A 20,818-nucleotide genomic window follows, 5' to 3' on the forward strand; every position below is an offset into this window, starting at 1 on the left:
TTTCTTTCAACCATTTTACCACTTTTTATAGGAGAAAGGTAGTGGAAATCAACATTTTACCAAGTAACTTACTCTTATAACAATAAAAGAATCACAAATGTGATCCTTCTTCTCTTGTATTTCGCTTTAATGAAAAGTAGTCTGGTACTGGATCTTTACCCGTTTCAGACCAAGGATGGCAACGTAATATCCTAGCCAAGCCCATCAAAACTCCCTTGAATCCATGTTTATCAATAGCTTGAATCATATAGTTTGAACAGCTGGGCTCAAATCTGCAAGAAGGTGGAAAGGCTGGCGAGATAAAGCGTTGGTAAAAGCGCACTGGCGCAATTAAGATTTTTTTCATTATTTATTATTGGTTACAGCCATGGTGTGTAGTTGGCTGATTTCTTTTTTATTGAGACGTCGTGATTCTCCTGGACGAAGTCCTGTCAAGTCTAGATGACCAAAACGAGTTCGAGAGAGTTTATCTACTTGGAGGCCAACAGCTTCAAACATTTTTTTGACCTGGTGATTGCGTCCTTCATGGATAGTCAATTGAACAACTGAACGGTTTTTGACTGGATCCACTTTGAGAATCTCGTAAACAGCTGGCTTGGTTTTCTTGCCATCAATTTCTACTCCTCGAGTCAAGGGACGAAGATTTTCTTTGTTGGCAATTCCTTTCACACGCGCAACATAGACCTTGTCAATCTCATTACGAGGGTGAATCATCTCATCTGTAAAGTCTCCATCATTGGTCAAAATCAAAACTCCAGACGTATCCCAGTCCAAACGTCCCACAGGGTAGATACGCTCTTTAACATTGGGCAAAAGGTCGACAACAGTCTTACGACCCTTGTCATCTGTCACACTGGAAATCACACCGCGTGGTTTATTGAGCAGATAGTAGACCTTTTCTTCGTTATAGATTGGTTGTCCTTCAACTTCGACCTTGTCGCCTGACTTGATAGTCGTTGCTAGTTCACGAACCACTTGGCCATTGACAGTTACCAAGCCTTGCTTGATCAACTCTTCTGCTTTTCTCCTACTGGCCACACCTGCGTGGGCAATATATTTATTGATTCTCATCTTCTTCTATCCTTTCACCAAATAATTGGCTTTCTTGTGCTTGAATGTCAAGCTCATCAATCACGGGCAACTCTTCCAAATGGTTAATGCCCATATAATCCAGAAAATAATCCGTCGTTACATAGAGATTAGGGCGTCCAAGAACTTCTTTTTTCCCGTCTTCTTTTATCAAGTCAAAGGCTTGCAACTTAGCTAGCGCTCCACTTGAATTAACCCCCCGAATAGCATCGATCTCTATCCGTGTGATAGGCTGCTTATAAGCAATGATGGACAAGGTTTCAAGGGCAGCCCGAGACAGGCTCTGATTGATAGGTGCCTTAGAGTATTCTTTCAAAACGGCTGCGAATTGAGGCTTGGTTACCAATCTGTAGGCACCACCTGTCTCAATCAAGGCTAAACTGGAATCCTGGTCTTTTTCATACTTTTTGGCTAATTTTTCTAAGCTTTGCTGGATACCAGTCGGTGGCAAAGAAAGGAGCTCAGCCAACTGGCGAATCCTAATCCCCTCTTCACCCGCTACAAACAAGAGCGCTTCTATTTCTGCTAAAGTACTCATATTCCCTCTCTATCAAGCTTGACTCTGCTCTACTTGATTTTCCTCATTCTTTTTCAGGAGATAGATATCTCCAAAGCTCTCTTTTTGAATCAAGAGAATTTCTTGGGTTTTAATCAACTCCAAGGTTGCTAAAAATAGTGTGATGACCTCTTGTAAATCCTTGGTTTCTTTAAACAAATCCTGCAAGCATAATTGCTCACCTTCAACCAAGGCTTCTCGGACGATAACCATCATATCCTCAATCTTATACTCATCTCGTAAGATTGTTGTGTGACTTTTCGAGAATTCTTCCTTTTTCTTGGTCAGTAAGGTTGAAAAGGCTAAGAAAAGATCAATCGTCGTCTTATCATGCACAAGTTCAGCATCCTCATAAATCAACTCTGTCGGCGCTTTTGAGTAATATCGAGCTCGTTCTTGATGCTTCACTTCCAACTGCTCTCCCAAAAGTTTAAACTTACGGTATTCTTCGATTTGAGAAAGGAGATCCTGCTCTAGGTCATCCTCTAAATCCGTCACTTCTGCAACCTTTGGCAAGAGCTTGCGACTCTTGATTAGCATGAGTTGACTAGCCATGACCATGTATTCACCTGCCACCTCTAAACGCATGGCTTGTAAGGTCGAGATATAAGCTAGATATTGCTCGATAACCTCTGTAATCGGCACATCATAGATATCCATCTGGTACTTTGAAACCAAGTGTAGGAGCAAGTCCAAAGGCCCTTCAAAATCTTTTAATTTAATATCCATTATCTATATTTTTCCAAGGTCATGACTGTCTTTAATCCTAATTTTTTAGCAATTTCGTACAAGTCAACCTTTTCTTCGATTTGTCTTAATATAAACTGTTCTCTCAATCCTTGGGCAGATAAGGCTGAAAAACCTTTTTCCTTTAGAAAGGCTTCTAACTGACGAAAGGCCCACTGACGAGAATAGGGCTTCCCAGCTTTTTCAAAGAGGTAGCTCTGTCCCATCAAAGGTTCTAACTCCGCAAGCAGGTTTGTGGGAAGGCTCAAGATTCTTTGTTGAGAAGCTTTATTGACTCTCAACACTTGAAAATCTAGGTTCACATCACTTGTTTTTAAGGCTAGAATTTCACTTGGTAAGAGGCCCAATTCAACTATCAGTAAGGCCAACAAGCGTCCCTCTGGATAGGCACTTTCTTGCCAGAAAGAACTGAGATCTAAAAGTTCTGACTGAACTTGCTTTTTCTCAGCCTGTTTCGGCAATTCTAAACGATAAAAGGTAGCAATTTTCCCCTTCTGGTATAAAAAGTAAAGAAATTGATTGCAAGCAGAAACCTTACGCTTTTGGGCACTGATTTTAAACTGAGATAGCTGAGCTTGGTAGATTTTTAAACTTGTCTCAGAGATTCGTTCTCCCACAAGATCTAAAAACTGCTCCAAGTCATACTTATAGGATTGCTTAGAATTTACAGACAAACCTTGTTTTTCTTCTAAAAATACTGAAATTCCTTCTCTCATTTGCTTCGAATCTCATATTCCTTACTAAAATCATGCAGAAGGGCATTGACAGCCTTAAGGATAGACTTCCGTGTGATAATGCCTTGGAAGATACCATCCTTGTCAACGACTGGTAGGAAAGACTCATCCACTAACTTATGTAAAACATCCGTCAGTGTATAGTCTGGACTGACAACTGCTACGTCCTTCTTAGTCATGTGTACGATATCCGTATCTGACATGGCTTCCTGACTCAAGCCCTGCTCCATCTGGTAGGCCAGAATGTCTCTAAGTCCAATGGTTCCGACAAATCCTTTCTCATCAGTCACTACTGGCACTCTGGTATAGGTCATCTGGCTAAGGAGGAGAATTGCATGATCTGCATTGTGGGTATCAATGAGCACAGCCAAATTTCCAGCAGGAGTTAAAAAGGTTTCCTCTTGCTCCAGTAAAAACTGTTCAAACTCTTTGGCAATCATCGAGCGAACTCCTTGGATAAGCCTGGATAGACCTCATGGTTACGTGTCAAAAAGTCCACTTTAAAGTAGCTATCATCAATCTCTACACGGGCATAGAGACATTCTCTGATGGTCCCACGTGGTTGACTAATAGAACCAGGATTTAGGAAAAGGGTCTTCCCTTCCATCCAAGCATTTGGAACATGCAAGTGCCCATAAAGACAGATATCTGCATCTTCCTCTTGAGCCCAAAAATCAAGCTTTTGGAAATTGAAGTTAATATCAAACAAATGTCCATGAGTCTGGATAATCTTGGTAGGACCCAGTTGAGTCACCAAACGTTCTGGATAGTCTGAATAAAAGTCCATGTTTCCTCTGACTACTTGGATTCCTTCCCAGAGTGGTGAGTCTGGGCGAAGTTCCGAGTCACCATCGTGAAAAATGGCATCAACTTTCCCAAGATAGCGGTCACGTATTTCTTCTACAATCAAGCTATCTCCGTGGGAGTCACTCATTACAATGATGGTTTGCTTTGCCATGATGGAAATACCTCCAAAAGTTTCTTAACGGCTAAGGCACGGTGGGATTGACTATTTTTTTCTTCAAGGGTTAATTCAGCTGATGATTTACCAGTTTCTCCTACTAAGAAGAGTGGATCATAACCAAAACCATTTTCCCCCTTAGGTTCAAAGTTAATGTAACCTGGCCAATCAGCTTCGACAACCAAGCTTTCCTTACCTGGGCTAGCTACGACCAAGGTTGTATGGAATTGAGCTGAACGGTCCTTTAGTTCAAAGACCATAGCCAACTCGTGCAAGAGTTTAGCATTATTTTCTTGGTCAGTAGCCCCTACTCCTGCAAATCGAGCTGACCAGACACCTGGTAATCCACCGAGAACATCGACTTTAAGACCAGAGTCATCAGCTAAAACCATCTTGCCTGTTAATTTAGAGATGGTTTCTGCCTTAAGGCGGGCATTTTCTTCAAATGTCATACCTGTTTCGGCTACTTCAGGTAGGTCTGGATAATCATTGAGATTTTCTACGTCATAACCTAGTTTGTCAAAGATAGCACGAAATTCCTTGGTTTTACCTTCGTTACGAGTTGCAATCAACAAGGTTTCTCTGACTTTATTTGTCTCGAAAAAGTCTTGAACATTGACTCCTTCTTTAGGCAATTCTACATGCAGAAGTTGTCCATTTTCAACTAAGAGCAAGGCACCCTGACGTTGGATGACTTCTAAGTTTCGGTTCGCTTCTTGGTTGAGAATATCTACCACAAAAGAGAGTAAGCGGTAGGCTGAACCATATCGTAAAACAGTGACTGAAAGCGGAAATCCTCGCTCCTCATCTCGAAAGATTTTGGCCAAATCAAATAGCGGAAACTCTAACTCATCATCCGTCAAAGTCCGAATGCCACCAAAAACACTGTAGGATCCAACATACCAGTCCTGGTCATCCTTGTATTCATAAATTTTGTTTGTCATAATGTTACATGCTCCACATGAATCTCTTTTTCCAGCCATTCTGCACCAATCTGGGCAAAACTCTGACTATTAGCTGTTGTATAAAAACGGTGTTGAAGGGGCGCTGCATCTCGACTACGGTTAATCTCAAAGTAATTGAGTAAGACTGAGATATCGCGCACACACTCAGCTCCACTATCGATCAGCTGAACCTTAGGCCCCATGACATTTTGGATGATAGGTCTGAGGAGTGGATAATGAGTACAGCCTAAAATCAAGCTATCCACTTTTCCGACTAAGGGACGCAAAGTTTCATAGACAACTTTCTTGGTCACACTGGTCGATAGAGCACCTGACTCGACCAAGGGAGCAAACTTAGGGCAGGCCAAGCTTTCCACTTGTAAATCTGGGTCTAGATCATGAATCTTTTGTCGATAAATATCTGATTTTACCGTCATCGGGGTTCCAATCACACCGATCTTCCCACCTTGACTCGCTTTGATGGCTGCTGATGCACCAGGCAAAATCACACCCAATACCGGAATATCCAACTTGGCTTTAATCTCTTCCCAGACGACTGCCGTTGCTGTATTACAAGCAATAACAATCATCTTAACATCCTTGGTCAAAAGAAAGTTGACCAGTTGCCAAGTATATTCACGAATCTGCTCAGCAGGACGGGGACCATAAGGAGCCCGTGCCGAATCTCCAATATAGACGATTTCTTCATGGGGAAGCTGGCGCATGAGTTCACGTACAACGGTCAAGCCTCCAACGCCCGAATCCAAAAAACCAATCGGTCGATTATCCATACAGTCTTCTTTCTAGTATTTTTTTCTGATTGATAGTTCATTATTATTCATTTCTTCCTGAAATTGCTGACAGACTGGGTAGCTCCCCACTGTCTCCCTCTTAATCATAATCAATTATCAATAGAATGCAAGGAAAAAGTCTTATCTCTAAATATCAGTCAAACATAGTGAGAAGTCTGGAACTTTCATCCCAGACTTTTCCTATTTATTTCTTTTTATTGTTAGCAAGGGCTGCTTTTTGTTGGCGAATGATTTGGTGGTAAACTTGTTGTACTTTAGCTTCACTTGGCTTTTGACCGTTTGCACTCAAGAGAGTACGAACTGCTTCTGCGTTCAAACGTGGGTTATCCGCAAATTCTTTTTCGATTTGCTTGCGCACCAAGTACATACCTCCAAGAGCTCCTCCTAGAAAAGCCAAAAGAATCAATACAATTGCTAAAATAAGGTTCATAACATTTCTCCTGTTTCTTTTTGAATCTTCTATATTATACCATAAAGTCCTACGCCTGACTAGTTTGAGTTACGCTTTCAGATGGCTAATTCCTCATATTTCATTTCATATCTAATCATTTTTAAGTTCGATTTTTATAAAAAAAATAGAAGCACTAAAATTTGGTAAAATAAGGCCATTTCTCTTGAAAGCCCTTGCAATAGTTTTGTTTATTTGTTATATTAAGATTATCTGAAAAAATCACACATATTTCTGCAAGACTTATTTTTTTAAAAGACAATGTATGCGCTTACAGAATTAAGAAAGGAGAATTTTGTGGATAAGAGATATTGGGAAAAATCCTGCAAGTATAGCATCCGCAAGCTAAGTGTCGGAGCTGCCTCTGTTTTACTTGGAGCTGTGTTTTTAGCAGCACAGGGTGTTGCTGCTGATGGTGTCGAGATTACGGAAAGTGAGGCAACAATTACTGAAACCTCTGCTAAACCGGATACGAAGGTAGAGGAAGTTGTTGCTTCTAACACAGAGACTCAGCCTGTAGCTGAATCAGCTGAAAAGCAAACAAACCCTGAGGCAGAACTACCTCAAACTAGTAGTCAGTCAGAGACAAGTGCTACTACCGCACCTGCTGACAATAAGGAGAGCGAGAAACCAGAACTTCCTGTGAACAAGCAAGAACATTACGAATTACATTACAACCAGCCAACTGCTCCTTCCTATGACGGATGGGAAAAACAAGCCCTCCCAGTCGGAAATGGGGAAATGGGTGCCAAGGTTTTCGGACTCATCGGTGAAGAAAGAATCCAATACAACGAAAAAACACTTTGGTCTGGAGGCCCACAGCCAGATAGTCAAGACTACAACGGAGGAAACTACAAGGACCGCTACAAAGTCTTAGCCGAAATTCGTAAGGCCTTAGAAGACGGTAACCGTCAAAAAGCCAAACAACTAGCAGAGAGAAATTTGGTTGGGCCAAACAATGCCCAATACGGTCGCTACCTAGCCTTCGGTGATATCTTCATGGTCTTTAATAACCAGAAGAAGGGCTTGGAAAATGTTACTGACTATCATCGTGGCTTAGATATTTCTGAAGCTATCACAACTACCTCCTATACCCAAGATGGGACAAGTTTCAAACGAGAAACCTTCTCTAGTTATCCAGATGACGTCACTGTTACCCATTTGACTAAAAAGGGAGATAAGACGCTTGATTTTACCCTTTGGAACAGCTTGACTGAAGATTTGATTGCTAATGGAGATTATTCTTGGGAGAATTCTAAATACAAACAAGGGACTGTTAGCGTTGATTCTAATGGTATTTTACTCAAGGGAACTGTCAAAGACAACGGTCTGAAATTTGCCTCTTATCTTGGTATCAAGACAGATGGACAAGTCACTGCTCAAGATGGTTATTTGACTGTTACAGGAGCAAGTTATGCAACACTGCTACTCAGCGCCAAGACTAATTTTGCTCAAAATCCGAAAACCAACTACCGCAAGGATATTGATGTAGAAAAAACTGTCAAATCTATCGTCGAAACTGCCAAAGCCAAAGACTATGAGACTCTGAAAAATGACCACATCAAGGATTACCAAAGTCTTTTCAATCGTGTTCAACTAAACCTCGGCGGTAGCAAGTCTAATCAAACTACAAAAGAAGCTCTCCAAACCTATAATCCAACAAAAGGGCAAAAACTAGAAGAGCTCTTCTTCCAATACGGACGTTACCTACTGATCAGTTCTTCTCGTAACCGGACAGATGCCCTCCCTGCCAACTTGCAAGGAGTCTGGAATGCTGTAGATAATCCACCTTGGAACTCAGACTACCACCTCAATGTCAACCTACAAATGAACTACTGGCCTGCCTACATGAGTAATCTCGCAGAAACGGCTAAGCCAATGATCAATTATATCGACGACATGCGCTATTATGGTCGTATCGCTGCTAAAGAATACGCAGGTATCGAATCCAAAGAAGGTCAAGAAAACGGTTGGTTGGTTCATACTCAGGCGACACCATTTGGCTGGACTACTCCTGGTTGGAACTACTATTGGGGTTGGTCTCCTGCTGCCAATGCTTGGATGATGCAGAACGTCTATGACTACTACAAATTCACCAAGGATGAAACTTATCTTAAGGAAAAGATTTATCCAATGCTCAAGGAAACTGCTAAGTTCTGGAATTCCTTCTTGCACTACGACAAGGCTAGTGACCGTTGGGTTTCTTCTCCATCCTACTCGCCAGAACATGGAACTATCACGATTGGGAATACCTTTGACCAATCTCTAGTTTGGCAGTTATTCCACGACTATATGGAAGCAGCCAATCATCTGAAGGTCGACCAAGATTTGGTGACAGAAGTGAAGGCTAAATTTGACAAGCTCAAACCACTTCATATCAACCAAGACGGCCGTATCAAGGAATGGTACGAAGAAGACAGCCCGCAATTCACTAACGAAGGCATCGAAAACCATCACCGCCACGTTTCTCATTTGGTTGGACTCTTCCCAGGTACTCTATTTGGCAAGGATCAGCCTGAATATCTAGAAGCTGCACGCGCAACCCTAAACCACCGTGGAGATGGTGGAACTGGTTGGTCTAAAGCCAATAAAATCAACCTCTGGGCTCGTCTCTTAGATGGAAATCGCGCCCACCGTTTGTTGGCAGAACAGCTCAGATCTTCAACTCTAGAAAACCTCTGGGATACGCACGCGCCTTTCCAAATCGATGGGAACTTTGGTGCAACCAGCGGTATGGCAGAAATGCTCCTTCAGTCTCACACAGGCTACATTGCCCCATTACCAGCCCTTCCAGATGCATGGAAAGACGGGCAAGTCTCAGGCTTAGTCGCTCGTGGTAACTTTGAAGTCAGCATGAAATGGAAAGAGAAAAATCTTGAAACGCTATCTTTCCTTTCTAATGTTGGTGGAGACTTAGTCGTAGACTATCCAAATATCGAATCTAGTATCATCAAGATTAATGGCAAGGAAGTTCAAGCTAGTCGCCTCAAAGATAACCGTATCCAACTTGCGACTCAAAAGGGTGATGTCATTACCTTTGAAAACTTCCCTGGACGAGTGACTCGCTTATCAGCCCTTCGAAAAGATTCCGTCACAGCTGAACTCGACTTTAACACAGTTGAGGGAGCAAGTCATTATGTCATCCGACGAGAAAGCAAGGATGAAAACAGCCAAACTCCTAGCGTTCGTGAGTTCATCACCAACCAAACTCACTTTATCGATCGCTCAATTGATTCTAGTCATGCCTATACTTATAGCGTTAAGGCTATGCTAGGGGACCGTACAACACCAGTTTCAGATTCTGCTTCTATCGATGCCTTCAGTGAGTTGATGGATGACCGTGACAAGCGCATCCAATACGGCTCTGCTTATGGAAACTGGGCTGACTCAGAACTCTTTGGTGGAACAGAGAAATACGCCGATATCTCAAATGGGAATTATTCCGATAAGGATACAACAGCAACCATTCCTTTCAATGGACCTGGTATTGAAATTTACGGACTCAAGTCTTCTCAATTAGGACTTGCTGACGTTAAAATCGATGGCAAGTCTGTTGGAGAACTTGACTTCTATACAGCAGGAGCAACTGAAAAAGGTGTATTGATAGGACGTTACACAAATCTATCCTCAGGTCCTCATTTGATGACCATCACTGTTAAGCGCGAGCACAAAGGACGTGCAAATGAGCGTGCAAAAATTTCTCTCGATTACTTCAAAGTCTTCCCAGGACAAGGAGCAACTGTTGAGAAAATCGACGACCGTGACCCTCGTATCCAGTATGGTTCCATGTTTAAGGATTGGAGCGATGCAGAACTCTATGCTTCTACAGAAAAATACGCTGACATCAACGCTGATGATAGCCTTGCTTCTGAAGCCACTGCAACCATTCCATTCTCTGGAACAGGTATCAGAATCTATGGATTAAAAACAGCATCACTAGGCAAGGCACTTGTCACACTGGATGGAAAAGAGATGCCAGCCCTTGACTTCTACACTCCAGGAGCAACTGAAAAAGGAGCTTTGATTGGTGAATTCACCAATCTAACAGATGGCGACCATGTTCTCACTTTGAAAGTAGATCCAAATTCTCCACAAGGACGAAAGAAAGTTTCTCTTGATTCCTTTGATATCTTAAAAGCTCCGTCCGTGTCTCTCGATAGTCCAAGCCTTGATCCTATTAAGTCCAAAGATAAGACTGTTACCTTAACCCTACCAACTGGTAATTGGGATGGAGTCGCTGTCACCTTCCCTGGTATCAAAGGTCCTCTTCTACTCAGAAAAGTCGATGATGACCATCTTGTCACATCGGGCGAACAAACAGTATTAACCATTAAGGACAACAAGGTTCAACTAGATATTCCTGAGGCTACAGATCGTAAAGCTGGCAATTCGATAGAAGCTTATGCCATCCAAGATACAACAACTACTAGTCCTGTTGTAGCAGTCTTTCCTAAAGACGAAACTGCTCCAGTTGAAGAAAAAATCCTTACAAGTAAAGGGGATGAGCCTGCTCCAGTTGTAACCATTCCTGAGTACACAGAGCCTATTGGAACAGCGGGAGATCAAGAAGCACCTACTGTGGAAAGACCTGAATACACTGGTCCTATCGGAACTGCTGGGGAGCAAGAAGCACCTTCCGTGGAAAGACCTGAATACACTGGTCCTATCGGAACTGCTGGGGATCAGGAGGCACCTTCTGTGGAAATTCCTGAATACACCGGTCCTATCGGAACTGCTGGGGATCAAGAAGCACCTTCCGTGGAAAGACCTGAATACACTGGTCCTATCGGAACTGCTGGGGATCAGAAAGCACCTACTGTGGAAAGACCTGAATACACTGGTCCTATCGGAACTGCTGGGGATCAGAAAGCACCTACTGTGGAAAGACCTGAATATACCAAACCTATTGGAACTGTGGGAAATCAGGAAGCACCTACTGTGGAAATCCCCGAATACACTGAGCCTATCGGCACAGCGGGAGACCAGGAAGCACCTTCCGTTGTAATTCCTGAATATACCAAACCTATCGGGACTGCAGGAGACCAAGAAGCACCTTCCGTGATAATCCCTGAATATACTGAATCTATCGGGACTGCAGGAGACCAAGAAGCACCTTCCGTTGTAATTCCTGAATACACTGAGCCTATTGGAACTGCAGGAGATCAAGAAGCGCCTTCTGTGGTTATCCCTGAATACACTGAGCCTATAGGGACTGCAGGAGACCAAGAAGCACCAAGCATCACACTTCCTGAGTTTAAACTCAAAGTAATGAAAGATAAGACCACAAGAGCTCAAGTTATTAGTGGAACAACTGAACTCGAAGGAGCAAGTTATCTTGACAGTCAAAAAGTTGAAAACAAAGAACTCTTAGGCAAGATATACGATGCTTATGCCCTTCAACTCAAGGATAAAGATGGCAAATTAGTTCAACCAAAAGGTGCTGTACTCGTTCGTTTACCAGTTTCAGGTGCTGTCCAAGAACTCTATCAGTTGACTCCGACAAAAGACTTAAAATCACAAGAGTTCACCATCCGAGATGGGTATCTTGAGTTTATCGCTCTTGACCTGAACACCTATGCTATTGTTTACAAGACAGAAGGATCAACTATTAAACCTATCCCAGTTCATATGGAAGAAAGAAACCTAGAAACTACAAAACCATTGGTTGAAAGTAATGATGTCAATGACAAAGCCTCTACGAATGAAAAACAACTTCCAGCTACTGGTGAACAGACTAGTCCCCTCCTCTTTATGGCGAGCCTCAGCCTAGCCCTCTCGGCTGCCTTCTTACTAAAAGGTAAGAAAGATTAAACATTGTCCCCCCAGGAATAAAAATTTATTCCTAGATAAAAAAGGATGGAAAATCATTCCATCCTTTTTCTGTTTTAACCTTATCAATAAAGTCACTGACAATCAAACACCTAGAAATCAAGCCCCAGAATAATCCATTCATCTACATAATCCCAAAAAGGGATTGGGTAAATGGGTAACTCATCCTTTGACCAGAACACTCCACCTTGACTCATTGGTTTAGATAAGTCTAATACGAGATACTTTCCCATACCATTGCTAAAAAAATTGTAATAACTGGAAATGTCATTTGTTAACTGATCCTCAAATTCCCAATCATAATCAGCTATTGGTTCAATCATATCTAGATCGTCTAAGCCCATGCTTTTACTGGTATAGTCATTAAACCCTTCATGAATATGTGTATAGAAATCACGGATACTCCCGTCAAGTTCTAGTTTTGACTGATTAAAGTGGTCTGTAAACTCTCGGTCCGAAATCGGTATTTTACCCTCATAAAATACTAGACTCTTGCTCTGATAAGTTCTAATGGAATAAAGCAAGGAATAGGTAGGTCCAATTTTGATAAGGTCTATAGCCTCCAGAAACTCTTCTAGATAAGAGATCGTATTGCTGAGTTCTTCAGCTAGATATTTTTTCCATTCTCCTAGGATGATTTGTTTTCTTTTAGAAAAATCTGATGTTTGAAACGCATCCCGCCAATATTGTGGAATAGGATGATTGGACAGATTTTTAAAATTAGATAAAATCTCGACCAGCTCTCCAGATATCACATATTTCTTTAAAAATTTAATTTTTCATTCATAAACTATCTCTATTCATTTCTGTAAAATCCCCTTGACGCCACTTTTCTTCAACTCTTAAGTCCTAGATAGATAGATATAGTTTCGGGTCACAGGACAATCTTTTTCATCCTCACCCTAAAATAAAACCGATGTTCTCCAAATTCTTAACCCTTGCTTTTTAACTCAAGATCAAATTAGCTACAATAGGACTGATAAATACATAGAGAACACCTGTAACACCAATAGCTAATCCTCCCATAGCACCTGCAACTGGTCCATAGCGAAAGGCCGTTCCAGTTCCAACAGCGTGTCCTGTTCCACCCAGGGCTAGTCCAACAGCTACTGGATCGTCTATTTTTAGCCATTTTAGAAGTGTTGGTCCGATTACACTGGTCAAAATACCAGTCGCTACGACAACTACTAGAGTCACAGTAGTCAAGCCCTGCAACTTTTCTGTGATTCCCACTGCCATAGCAGTCGTTACTGACTTAGGAAAGAGGGAAATAGCTAGGAAAAAGTCCATACCAAAGATTTTGGCCACAAGGGCTGTGAAAGAGGTATTGACCACTACCGCCAGCAAACTACCAAAGAGAATACTGCGAGCATGATGCTTCATCAAGTGGAAACTCTTATAAAGGGGAATTCCTAGAGCCACTGTTGAAGGAACAATCAAGTTGTTAAGATAAACCCCACCTTGGTAGTAATCTTGGTAGGAAATGCCAGTTACCTTTAGAAAGATGATAATAAAAATAGCTGACAGCAACAAGGGAGTCGTTAAGGGATGAGGATAGCGTCTGAAAATCATCATTCCCCCAAGATAGGCTAAGATGGACAGGGCGATCCCAAAAAGGGGATTGGATACAAATTCGCTCATTTAGCACCTCTTTCTTCGTAGTCACCTTCATAGCGTTTTTTGATAAATTGAACCACAAGCGCAATCAAGATGATATTGATTACTGCCGCAAAAAAGACAATCAAGACAATAGGTAGGAGATAGGGAGCAATCACATCAAACTTTTCCATAATTCCAACCGCAGGAGGTAGAAAGAGGATGGTCATGTTGGCCAGCAAAAAGTTCCCCACCATATTGACATGGCGGATACGCAGCCACTTGAACTGCAAGGCTAGAAAAAGAATAATCAAGCCGATAATACTGCCTGGAATGGGCAAATGAAAGAAACTAGAGATCCCCTCTCCGATTAGAGAAATCACAAAGAGAATCATTAATTGAACATATAATTTCATCCTAAACTCCACGAAATAGACTTCTTGCATACCAGTTTACTCTTTTTTCAGAAAATTTCAAGGAAATACACAAGAGTTGATGAAAGTTTGAGAAGAAAGGGGATACAGGCAATTACAGACTAGTGAAAACAGCGTAATTTAGGATAAAAGATTTCAGCGTCCTTCTTGCCAGCTTTCTTGAAAAGTAGTATAATTATTGCATGCGCAATCATCTTGTGATACAGAGATTGTCCGTTAATGGACTTTCTTCTACTTATGACTCTAAAAAGAAAGGAGATACTATGACCTATTTGGAAAAATGGTTTGACTTCAATCGTCGTCAAAAAGAAATTGAAGGTCTCTTGGAAGAGACCATTGCCCAGCAGAGTGACCAAAGTCTGACCTTGAAAGAGTTCTACCTCCTCTACTATCTGGACTTGGCCCAAGAAAAATCTCTACGCCAGATTGACCTGCCAGATAAGCTTCATCTGAGCCCGAGCGCTGTTTCTCGAATGGTAGCTCGCTTGGAAGCTAAAAATTGCGGTCTACTCAGTCGCATGTGTTGTGATCAAGATAGACGCTCTAGCTTTATCTGCCTGACAAGTGATGGGCAAAAGACACTGGCCTCGCTACAAAAGGCTGTCGAAGAAAGCTTGGAAACTGGTTTGGATTTCTTGATTTAAGATGATTTTAGAAAAAAGTTGCGTGCGCAATCATTTTTCTTGACATTCTCTTTTACAAGGAGTAAAATAAAGTCATCATTAAATAAAGGAGTTTTTAAAATGATTGAAATTACCTATCTAGATGCCAGCAAGAACGAAAGAACTGTGACTTTCGAGTCTTATGAAGATTTTGATCGTTCACAACAAGCTTGCCTTATCGGCGTCGCAGACTACTACCCTGTCCAAAAATTAACTTACAACGGTCATGATTTGGACTACCATGGGACTTATGGAGATGTCTTCTTCTATCTCATGAAACAAGATTTAAGCCAATATAACTAAAAAGGAGAAATACAATGGCAAAAGCAATTACAGATGCAACATTCGAACAAGAAACAAAAGACGGTTTGGTCTTGGTAGACTTCTGGGCAACTTGGTGTGGTCCATGTCGTATGCAAGGTCCAATCTTGGATAAATTGTCTGAAGAACTTTCAGAAGATGTTTTGAAAATCGTTAAAATGGACGTTGATGAAAATCCAAATACAGCTCGTGCTTTTGGAATCATGTCTATCCCAACTCTTCTCTTCAAAAAAGACGGCCAAGTGGTAAAACAAGTTGCTGGTGTTCATACAGCAGAACAAATCAAGGCCATCGTTGCTGAATTGAGCTAATCATACTAGAGACCAAGTACTTGCTTTGGTCTCTTTTTTCTTGTCCTTTGCCATTTTTCAAAAAATATGCTAGACTGTAGGTAGAATATTACGATGTTTGGGACATGCCATCGCTAAAAAAAACCTCTACTTGGTATTTTTTAGCTCCCTCATGGGAGCTTTTTGCGTGCTCTGAACATTTCCCATTTTGGAAGGAGTACTATGAAACGTCAATCAGCCTTGGTCGTCTTTAGTGGCGGTCAAGATTCCACAACCTGCCTCTTTTGGGCTAAAGAACACTATGAAACAGTCGAAGCTGTCACCTTTGCCTATGGTCAACGCCATCATCTCGAAATTCAAGTTGCCCAAGAAATCGCTAAGGAACAAGGCATTCGTCATCACATCTTAGATATGTCTCTGCTGGGGCAAATCACTGAAAATGCCCTGACCTCTGATATGGAGATTGAGCAAAAAGAGGGAGAGGTTCCCAATACCTTCGTTGATGGTCGCAACCACCTCTTTCTATCCTTTGCGGCAGTTCTTGCCAAGCAACGTGGCATTAAAGACATCGTGACAGGTGTCTGTGAGACAGATTTCTCTGGCTACCCTGATTGTCGAGATGTCTTTGTCAAATCCCTTAATGTGACGCTCAACCTTGCCATGGATTACGACTTCGTTATCCAAACACCTCTCATGTGGCTGGACAAGGCTGAAACTTGGGAATTAGCTGACCAACTCGGTGCCTTTGGCTATGTTCGCGAAAAGACCTTGACCTGCTACAATGGAATTATCGGCAGTGGCTGTGGGGATTGTCCAGCCTGCCACCTACGTCAACATGGGTTAGATGTTTATCTCTCACAGAAAGGAGAGGCCTAATGTTTTTTGCACCCAAAGAAATCAAACAGGAAACAGGGGAATCTCTTGTCTACAATCCTCACAGAACCTTAGTATCAAAAGAATTTACCTTTGATGCCGCCCACCACCTCTTTCACTATGAGGGAAAATGCAAATCTCTGCATGGTCACACTTATCATCTGCAGATTGCTGTCAGTGGATTTTTAGATGAACGTGGTATGACCTACGATTTTGGAGACATCAAAGCGATCTACAAGGACTACTTAGAACCCCACTTGGATCATCGCTATCTCAATGAAACTCTTCCCTATATGAACACGACTGCTGAAAATATGGTTTACTGGATTTTTCAAACTATGAACCAAGAGTTGCCAGACGAACGTGGTCTCCGTTTGGAATACGTTCGCCTCTATGAGACTCCGACTGCCTTTGCGGAATTTAGACGGGAGTGGTTAGATGACTAGGGAACGTGTCCTCAAACTACCAGTTCTGGAAATTTTTGGCCCAACCTTTCAAGGTGAAGGTCGTGCTATTGGGCAGAAAACCATGTTTGTCCGCACTGCAGGTTGCGACTACCACTGCGACTGGTGCGATTCTGCCTTTACTTGGGATGGTTCTGAAAAACCAACTCGCATGACAGCTGATGAGGTCATTGCTGAATTAGATAAATTGGGGAGCTACGACTACGTTACCTTGTCTGGCGGAAATCCTGCTATCCTAGCAGCCAACATGGCTGAGCTAGTAACCAAGCTCAAGGAACGTGGTATCACTCTTGCCGTTGAGACCCAAGGCTCCCGCTGGCAAAATTGGTTAAAAGATATCGACCAAGTCACTCTGAGTCCTAAGCCTCCTTCCTCCAAGATGGAAGTCAACTTTGAGACCTTGGACTTTATCGTTTCCCAACTAGACCCAGACAAAGTCACCTTTAAAATCCCTGTCTTTGATGATGCAGATCTAGCCTTCGCCAAAGGTATTCAAGAACGCTACCAACCAGATGTCCTCTTCTTATCGGCGGGAAATCCTGAGCCCAAGGCTACAGGCAATATTGTCCAAGACCAATTGGATCGCCTCAAAGAACTCTGGGAACGCGTCGCTGCCGACGATAGCTGGGGAAATGTCCGCGTCCTTCCTCAACTCCATACCCTCCTCTACGATAACCAACGTGGTGTTTAAGATTAGAAAGAAAAAATCATGTCACAACAAGAAGAAATGAAAAACCTCAGCCTCCTGGGCAACAAAGAAACCAACTACATTTTCGAATATCAACCAGAAGTCCTCGAATCCTTTGACAATCGTCATGTGGAAAATGACTATTTCATCAAGTTCAACTGCCCTGAATTTACCTCACTTTGTCCCATCACTGCTCAGCCAGACTTTGCAACTATTTATATTTCCTACATTCCTGACAAGCTCTGTGTCGAGTCAAAATCCCTCAAACTCTACCTTTTTAGCTACCGAAACCATGGAGATTTTCATGAAAACTGTATCAACACTATCGGGAAAGACTTGATCAACTTGCTAGACCCTCGCTATTTAGAAGTCTGGGGAAAATTTACACCTCGCGGTGGCATTTCAATCGACCCCTACTACAACTACGGTAGACCTGGAACCAAGTATGAAGGATTGGCAGAACAACGCCTCTTCCAACATGACCTCTATCCAGAGAAAATTGACAACCGTTAAACTTATACTCAATGAAAACCAAAGAGCAAACTAGGAAGCTAGCCGCAGGTTGCTCAAAGCACTGCTTTGAGGTTGTAGATAAGACTGACGAAGTCAGCTCAAAACACTGTTTTGAGGTTGCAGATAGAACTGACGAAGTCAGCTCAAAATACTGTTTTGAGGTTGCAGATGGAAGCTGACGTGATTTGAAGAGATTTTCGAAGAGTATAATACGAAAAAGCCCTGTTCCTCAAGATGAGGAGCAAGGCTTTTTAAGTTTCAATTATTCTTCTGTTCCAAGGAAATTTTTAGCAGCGAGAGCTGCAAGAACTCCACCAACGATTGGTGCAAGGATGAAAATCCAAACTTGTTGAAGAGCTGCGCCACCTACCAAGACAGCAGGAGCCAAGCTACGAGCTGGGTTTACTGAAAGTCCAGTGATGTTCAATCCAACAAGGATCATAGCCATCAATGACAAACCAATCACCAAACCAGCGATTGCGCCATTCCCTTTGCTTGCTGAAGTTACAGTCATGATGACCAAAACAAACAAGAATGTTGCGATTGTTTCAAACAAGAAACCACCAAAGACAGTTACACCGTTTGCCAAGGCATTTTCACCAAGACTTGCAGTTGACATACCTGAATTTGCCAAGAGGAAGAGTACAGATCCAGATGCAAGGAAAGCACCAACCACTTGTCCAAGGATGTAGTTTACAAGCTCTGAAGATGACAAACGTTTGTTAACAAACATAGCGATAGAAACAGCTGGGTTCAAGTGAGCACCTGAAACAGTTCCGATTGAGAAGGCCGCGACTACGATTGCCAAACCAAAAGCAAGAGCAATCCCAAGGTGTCCAAGACCTTCAACACCATTTCCAAAAACAACGGCTCCTGTTCCGATGAACACAAGCATAAAAGTACCGATTAATTCAGCAACAAATTTTTTCATGTTAAGTCTCCTTTTTTCAAACTATGTATTAGTCTATCAGAAGAAGGAAAGGGTTTCAAGAAATGTGCTTGGAAATTTTGTGTAAGTTTTCACATTTGATAGTCGAAATCTAATATTGAAAAGATTGAATTGCTTTTTTCAAGTCATCTTGTAAACTATTTCTCTGGTCGAGTTGAACATAGACTTCTAAGAGACAGGATCTAAAATTGGAAAATTTATAAAAATCTTCCGTCTCTTCTATCGGGAAATCAAGTGACTTTATCCAAGAGGCTAGTGTCGCTTGATCCACCTTGCCTTGCAAAATAGGTTCGTAAAGCACTCTGGCTAAGCGCCATTCCTCATCATCTATAAATCGAATCGAAATTCTTTTAAACAGTTGACCAAGGATCTCAAACACCTCATAAATTCGACTTGCAGAAAAGTCTGGATGACAAACGACTTCAGTCAAGAGATCCGCTCCATGCGCAAAAGCATGTACCCAACCATACTGGCTTGAAAAACCAGTCGTATCCTCTTCTTTTTCAAGGTAGTGCAAGCCTTGATCGAGCATCGTATTTCTGATATCACTTTTAAGCACTTGATAATAAAGAGAGTGTTGGTTGCCATCGGCAGATAAGAGATTGGCATAAATAAGTGCCCTAAAAGAACGTTCAAGTGTTGACAAGCCTACCTTATCAATCTCTTTGTCTAGTCCTCCATCAGATAAAATTTCCTCAGCAATGAAATGAAATTGTTCCTGTGTAAATAGCTCTTCCTGAATCCCTCTAGCAAAGCTTGTAAAAACAAGGTCATCACGAATTTCTGGAGAAGGATCTCCCAAATGATCAAGCAACCACTGGATTTCCTCCTGGTTATAACTTGGTTTTTCTCCTGCTATTTTTCTAAGTAACTCTTGATACATAGTCAATACCTCTACATTTCTAGCAACTTGATATAATCTAGACCCCATTTCTCGACAGCATCTAAAACAACTCTGAATTCCTGCCCCATTTCAGTTAAGCTGTACTCAACTCGTGGTGGAACTTCGGCATAGACCTTTCGTTGAACAATCTTATCCTTTTCTAATTGACGGAGATGACGGGTCAAAATAGTTTGAGTAATCCCAGGCAATAATCTCTGCAATTCTTTAAATCGTTTGGTACCCGTACTCAACTGATAAATGATTACCAGTGCCCATTTCCCCGTTAAAACCCTTTGCGTTGTCGCAAATGGACAAATACCATACTCACTCACTTTATTTGGCATAAAATATCTTCTTTCTATTTTTTTAAAAAAATTTACCTTTTAGTATCAACAATAGTACTACTTTTGATACTAGCTATCGAAAAAGTGTCTACTTGTTTTTTTGTTTGTAACTGTTACAATTATATCATAAAAAGAAATGGAGAATAGATATGTCAACAAACTTAGAAATTTTCAATGCTTATAACCAAGCTTTAATTGCTGGTGACTTTCCTGGTGTCTTTGAAACGATGGCAGACGATATTGTCTGGCATCAACCTGGTAATCATAGTATATCTGGTTCAGTTGTTGGTAAGGACAAGCTAGGAACTCACCTAGCTACATTTGCTGAGAAATCTAATGGAACCTTTAAGGTGGTAACAAATTGGGTTTCTGACAATAAGGATTTAATCGCAGCCAATGTTACTTTTCTTGGAACACGGGCTGATGGTACTGAACTCAATATGAACGGGATTGACCTCTTCCGTATTGAAGACGGAAAAATCAAAGAAGTTTGGCTCTTCTCTTCAGATCAAGCTGAAGAAGATAGCTTTTGGGGATAACTAAAGAAGCCGGGACAAAAAATTTTGATTTTAGGAATTCTTTATTATAAATTTTTTAAAGCAATAGATTAGATAAAAAAGCGAACAAGACAGAATTCTGAGTGTCAGATAACTCGTTTTGTTCGCTTTTTATATTTAAGGT

Annotated in this window: 25 protein-coding genes; 9 read left to right on the top strand and 16 right to left on the bottom strand. The window is 41.6% G+C overall.

Annotated elements, in window-relative coordinates; genetic code table 11:
• Window positions 1-91: 91 nt before the first annotated feature.
• From yidD to O3611_RS07170, 10 genes are all read right to left on the bottom strand, one after another.
• The gene (gene yidD / locus O3611_RS07125) at window positions 92-346 is read right to left on the bottom strand and encodes a membrane protein insertion efficiency factor YidD (protein ID WP_049510280.1); all 255 of its coding nucleotides are present in this window, start codon (window positions 344-346) and stop codon (window positions 92-94) included.
• On the bottom strand, window positions 346-1,071 hold the full coding sequence (locus O3611_RS07130) for a pseudouridine synthase (RefSeq protein WP_016466836.1): 726 nt from the start codon (window positions 1,069-1,071) through the stop codon (window positions 346-348). The genes yidD and O3611_RS07130 overlap by 1 nt, the downstream gene beginning before the upstream one ends.
• Entirely contained in the window at window positions 1,058-1,627 is a 570-nt protein-coding gene (gene scpB / locus O3611_RS07135) for an SMC-Scp complex subunit ScpB (protein ID WP_371608208.1), read from the bottom strand. The genes O3611_RS07130 and scpB overlap by 14 nt, the downstream gene beginning before the upstream one ends.
• A gap of 12 nt (window positions 1,628-1,639) precedes the next feature.
• A complete protein-coding gene (locus O3611_RS07140) occupies window positions 1,640-2,374 on the bottom strand; it encodes a segregation/condensation protein A (protein ID WP_371608209.1) in 735 nt (244 codons plus the stop codon).
• Window positions 2,374-3,108, bottom strand: coding sequence for a site-specific tyrosine recombinase XerD (xerD, locus tag O3611_RS07145; RefSeq protein WP_371608210.1), 735 nt, complete (start codon window positions 3,106-3,108; stop codon window positions 2,374-2,376). The genes O3611_RS07140 and xerD overlap by 1 nt, the downstream gene beginning before the upstream one ends.
• A complete protein-coding gene (cbpB, locus tag O3611_RS07150) occupies window positions 3,105-3,566 on the bottom strand; it encodes a cyclic-di-AMP-binding protein CbpB (RefSeq protein ID WP_371608211.1) in 462 nt (153 codons plus the stop codon). The genes xerD and cbpB overlap by 4 nt, the downstream gene beginning before the upstream one ends.
• Window positions 3,563-4,084 (bottom strand): metallophosphoesterase, encoded by a 522-nt coding sequence (locus O3611_RS07155; RefSeq protein WP_004251713.1) that lies wholly within the window; start codon window positions 4,082-4,084, stop codon window positions 3,563-3,565. Before O3611_RS07155 ends, cbpB begins: the two co-directional genes overlap by 4 nt.
• Entirely contained in the window at window positions 4,060-5,031 is a 972-nt protein-coding gene (locus tag O3611_RS07160) for a nucleoside-triphosphate diphosphatase (protein ID WP_061863415.1), read from the bottom strand. Before O3611_RS07160 ends, O3611_RS07155 begins: the two co-directional genes overlap by 25 nt.
• Window positions 5,028-5,822 carry a glutamate racemase gene (gene racE, locus O3611_RS07165; protein WP_049503242.1) on the bottom strand — a complete coding sequence of 265 codons (795 nt, stop codon included), beginning with the start codon at window positions 5,820-5,822 and terminating at the stop codon, window positions 5,028-5,030. Before racE ends, O3611_RS07160 begins: the two co-directional genes overlap by 4 nt.
• A gap of 205 nt (window positions 5,823-6,027) precedes the next feature.
• Window positions 6,028-6,273, bottom strand: a complete 246-nt coding sequence (locus tag O3611_RS07170; RefSeq protein ID WP_001048970.1) for a YneF family protein — start codon at window positions 6,271-6,273, stop codon at window positions 6,028-6,030.
• Window positions 6,274-6,588: 315 nt separating this feature from the next.
• Here O3611_RS07170 and O3611_RS07175 point away from each other — a divergent pair, with 315 nt between their 5' ends.
• Window positions 6,589-12,102, top strand: coding sequence for an SIALI-17 repeat-containing surface protein (locus O3611_RS07175; RefSeq protein ID WP_371608212.1), 5,514 nt, complete (start codon window positions 6,589-6,591; stop codon window positions 12,100-12,102).
• Between the two features lie 110 nt (window positions 12,103-12,212).
• On the opposite strand, the gene O3611_RS07180 is transcribed toward O3611_RS07175, so the two are convergent.
• The 3 genes from O3611_RS07180 to O3611_RS07190 form a co-directional block, all read right to left on the bottom strand.
• Window positions 12,213-12,875, bottom strand: coding sequence for a hypothetical protein (locus tag O3611_RS07180; protein ID WP_248034830.1), 663 nt, complete (start codon window positions 12,873-12,875; stop codon window positions 12,213-12,215).
• A gap of 190 nt (window positions 12,876-13,065) precedes the next feature.
• Entirely contained in the window at window positions 13,066-13,761 is a 696-nt protein-coding gene (locus O3611_RS07185) for an LrgB family protein (protein ID WP_248034829.1), read from the bottom strand.
• A complete protein-coding gene (locus O3611_RS07190) occupies window positions 13,758-14,132 on the bottom strand; it encodes a CidA/LrgA family protein (protein WP_000781321.1) in 375 nt (124 codons plus the stop codon). The genes O3611_RS07185 and O3611_RS07190 overlap by 4 nt, the downstream gene beginning before the upstream one ends.
• 281 nt (window positions 14,133-14,413) lie before the next feature.
• On the opposite strand from O3611_RS07190, the gene O3611_RS07195 reads away from it, so the two are divergent.
• The 7 genes from O3611_RS07195 to queF all read left to right on the top strand — a co-directional run bounded on the left by O3611_RS07195 (window position 14,414) and on the right by queF (window position 17,961).
• Window positions 14,414-14,794: a MarR family transcriptional regulator gene (locus O3611_RS07195; protein WP_084917404.1), complete on the top strand. Its 381-nt coding sequence runs from the start codon at window positions 14,414-14,416 to the stop codon at window positions 14,792-14,794.
• Window positions 14,795-14,893: 99 nt separating this feature from the next.
• On the top strand, window positions 14,894-15,115 hold the full coding sequence (locus O3611_RS07200; protein WP_000570256.1) for a DUF4649 family protein: 222 nt from the start codon (window positions 14,894-14,896) through the stop codon (window positions 15,113-15,115).
• 14 nt (window positions 15,116-15,129) lie between these two features.
• Window positions 15,130-15,444, top strand: coding sequence for a thioredoxin (gene trxA / locus O3611_RS07205; RefSeq protein WP_001029581.1), 315 nt, complete (start codon window positions 15,130-15,132; stop codon window positions 15,442-15,444).
• A 201-nt stretch (window positions 15,445-15,645) separates the two neighbouring features.
• A complete protein-coding gene (gene queC / locus O3611_RS07210) occupies window positions 15,646-16,299 on the top strand; it encodes a 7-cyano-7-deazaguanine synthase QueC (RefSeq protein ID WP_153224871.1) in 654 nt (217 codons plus the stop codon).
• Window positions 16,299-16,742, top strand: coding sequence for a 6-carboxytetrahydropterin synthase QueD (gene queD / locus O3611_RS07215; RefSeq protein WP_125415378.1), 444 nt, complete (start codon window positions 16,299-16,301; stop codon window positions 16,740-16,742). Before queC ends, queD begins: the two co-directional genes overlap by 1 nt.
• The gene (queE, locus tag O3611_RS07220; protein ID WP_371608213.1) at window positions 16,735-17,451 is read left to right on the top strand and encodes a 7-carboxy-7-deazaguanine synthase QueE; all 717 of its coding nucleotides are present in this window, start codon (window positions 16,735-16,737) and stop codon (window positions 17,449-17,451) included. Before queD ends, queE begins: the two co-directional genes overlap by 8 nt.
• A gap of 18 nt (window positions 17,452-17,469) precedes the next feature.
• Window positions 17,470-17,961 (top strand): preQ(1) synthase, encoded by a 492-nt coding sequence (queF, locus tag O3611_RS07225; RefSeq protein WP_371608214.1) that lies wholly within the window; start codon window positions 17,470-17,472, stop codon window positions 17,959-17,961.
• A gap of 262 nt (window positions 17,962-18,223) precedes the next feature.
• On the opposite strand, the gene O3611_RS07230 is transcribed toward queF, so the two are convergent.
• The 3 genes from O3611_RS07230 to O3611_RS07240 form a co-directional block, all read right to left on the bottom strand.
• Window positions 18,224-18,892: an MIP/aquaporin family protein gene (locus O3611_RS07230; protein ID WP_371608215.1), complete on the bottom strand. Its 669-nt coding sequence runs from the start codon at window positions 18,890-18,892 to the stop codon at window positions 18,224-18,226.
• A gap of 109 nt (window positions 18,893-19,001) precedes the next feature.
• Window positions 19,002-19,793, bottom strand: coding sequence for a DUF2785 domain-containing protein (locus O3611_RS07235; protein ID WP_371608216.1), 792 nt, complete (start codon window positions 19,791-19,793; stop codon window positions 19,002-19,004).
• Between the two features lie 11 nt (window positions 19,794-19,804).
• Window positions 19,805-20,137 (bottom strand): helix-turn-helix domain-containing protein, encoded by a 333-nt coding sequence (locus O3611_RS07240; protein ID WP_001133064.1) that lies wholly within the window; start codon window positions 20,135-20,137, stop codon window positions 19,805-19,807.
• A 149-nt stretch (window positions 20,138-20,286) separates the two neighbouring features.
• Here O3611_RS07240 and O3611_RS07245 point away from each other — a divergent pair, with 149 nt between their 5' ends.
• On the top strand, window positions 20,287-20,676 hold the full coding sequence (locus tag O3611_RS07245; RefSeq protein WP_371608217.1) for a nuclear transport factor 2 family protein: 390 nt from the start codon (window positions 20,287-20,289) through the stop codon (window positions 20,674-20,676).
• The last annotated feature ends 142 nt before the right edge of the window (window positions 20,677-20,818 follow it).

Source organism: Streptococcus sp. 27098_8_91 (assembly GCF_041432385.1).
Classification (GTDB): domain Bacteria; phylum Bacillota; class Bacilli; order Lactobacillales; family Streptococcaceae; genus Streptococcus.

What these genes read in the sequence shown, in the direction of transcription:
- yidD (WP_049510280.1), bottom strand. Translation starts at nt 346, where the DNA reads ATGAAAAAAATCTTAATTGCGCCAGTGCGCTTTTACCAACGCTTTATC.
- O3611_RS07130 (WP_016466836.1), bottom strand. Translation starts at nt 1,071, where the DNA reads ATGAGAATCAATAAATATATTGCCCACGCAGGTGTGGCCAGTAGGAGA.
- scpB (WP_371608208.1), bottom strand. Translation starts at nt 1,627, where the DNA reads ATGAGTACTTTAGCAGAAATAGAAGCGCTCTTGTTTGTAGCGGGTGAA.
- O3611_RS07140 (WP_371608209.1), bottom strand. Translation starts at nt 2,374, where the DNA reads ATGGATATTAAATTAAAAGATTTTGAAGGGCCTTTGGACTTGCTCCTA.
- xerD (WP_371608210.1), bottom strand. Translation starts at nt 3,108, where the DNA reads ATGAGAGAAGGAATTTCAGTATTTTTAGAAGAAAAACAAGGTTTGTCT.
- cbpB (WP_371608211.1), bottom strand. Translation starts at nt 3,566, where the DNA reads ATGATTGCCAAAGAGTTTGAACAGTTTTTACTGGAGCAAGAGGAAACC.
- O3611_RS07155 (WP_004251713.1), bottom strand. Translation starts at nt 4,084, where the DNA reads ATGGCAAAGCAAACCATCATTGTAATGAGTGACTCCCACGGAGATAGC.
- O3611_RS07160 (WP_061863415.1), bottom strand. Translation starts at nt 5,031, where the DNA reads ATGACAAACAAAATTTATGAATACAAGGATGACCAGGACTGGTATGTT.
- racE (WP_049503242.1), bottom strand. Translation starts at nt 5,822, where the DNA reads ATGGATAATCGACCGATTGGTTTTTTGGATTCGGGCGTTGGAGGCTTG.
- O3611_RS07170 (WP_001048970.1), bottom strand. Translation starts at nt 6,273, where the DNA reads ATGAACCTTATTTTAGCAATTGTATTGATTCTTTTGGCTTTTCTAGGA.
- O3611_RS07185 (WP_248034829.1), bottom strand. Translation starts at nt 13,761, where the DNA reads ATGAGCGAATTTGTATCCAATCCCCTTTTTGGGATCGCCCTGTCCATC.
- O3611_RS07190 (WP_000781321.1), bottom strand. Translation starts at nt 14,132, where the DNA reads ATGAAATTATATGTTCAATTAATGATTCTCTTTGTGATTTCTCTAATC.
- O3611_RS07195 (WP_084917404.1), top strand. Translation starts at nt 14,414, where the DNA reads ATGACCTATTTGGAAAAATGGTTTGACTTCAATCGTCGTCAAAAAGAA.
- O3611_RS07200 (WP_000570256.1), top strand. Translation starts at nt 14,894, where the DNA reads ATGATTGAAATTACCTATCTAGATGCCAGCAAGAACGAAAGAACTGTG.
- trxA (WP_001029581.1), top strand. Translation starts at nt 15,130, where the DNA reads ATGGCAAAAGCAATTACAGATGCAACATTCGAACAAGAAACAAAAGAC.
- queC (WP_153224871.1), top strand. Translation starts at nt 15,646, where the DNA reads ATGAAACGTCAATCAGCCTTGGTCGTCTTTAGTGGCGGTCAAGATTCC.
- queD (WP_125415378.1), top strand. Translation starts at nt 16,299, where the DNA reads ATGTTTTTTGCACCCAAAGAAATCAAACAGGAAACAGGGGAATCTCTT.
- queE (WP_371608213.1), top strand. Translation starts at nt 16,735, where the DNA reads ATGACTAGGGAACGTGTCCTCAAACTACCAGTTCTGGAAATTTTTGGC.
- queF (WP_371608214.1), top strand. Translation starts at nt 17,470, where the DNA reads ATGTCACAACAAGAAGAAATGAAAAACCTCAGCCTCCTGGGCAACAAA.
- O3611_RS07230 (WP_371608215.1), bottom strand. Translation starts at nt 18,892, where the DNA reads ATGAAAAAATTTGTTGCTGAATTAATCGGTACTTTTATGCTTGTGTTC.
- O3611_RS07235 (WP_371608216.1), bottom strand. Translation starts at nt 19,793, where the DNA reads ATGTATCAAGAGTTACTTAGAAAAATAGCAGGAGAAAAACCAAGTTAT.
- O3611_RS07240 (WP_001133064.1), bottom strand. Translation starts at nt 20,137, where the DNA reads ATGCCAAATAAAGTGAGTGAGTATGGTATTTGTCCATTTGCGACAACG.
- O3611_RS07245 (WP_371608217.1), top strand. Translation starts at nt 20,287, where the DNA reads ATGTCAACAAACTTAGAAATTTTCAATGCTTATAACCAAGCTTTAATT.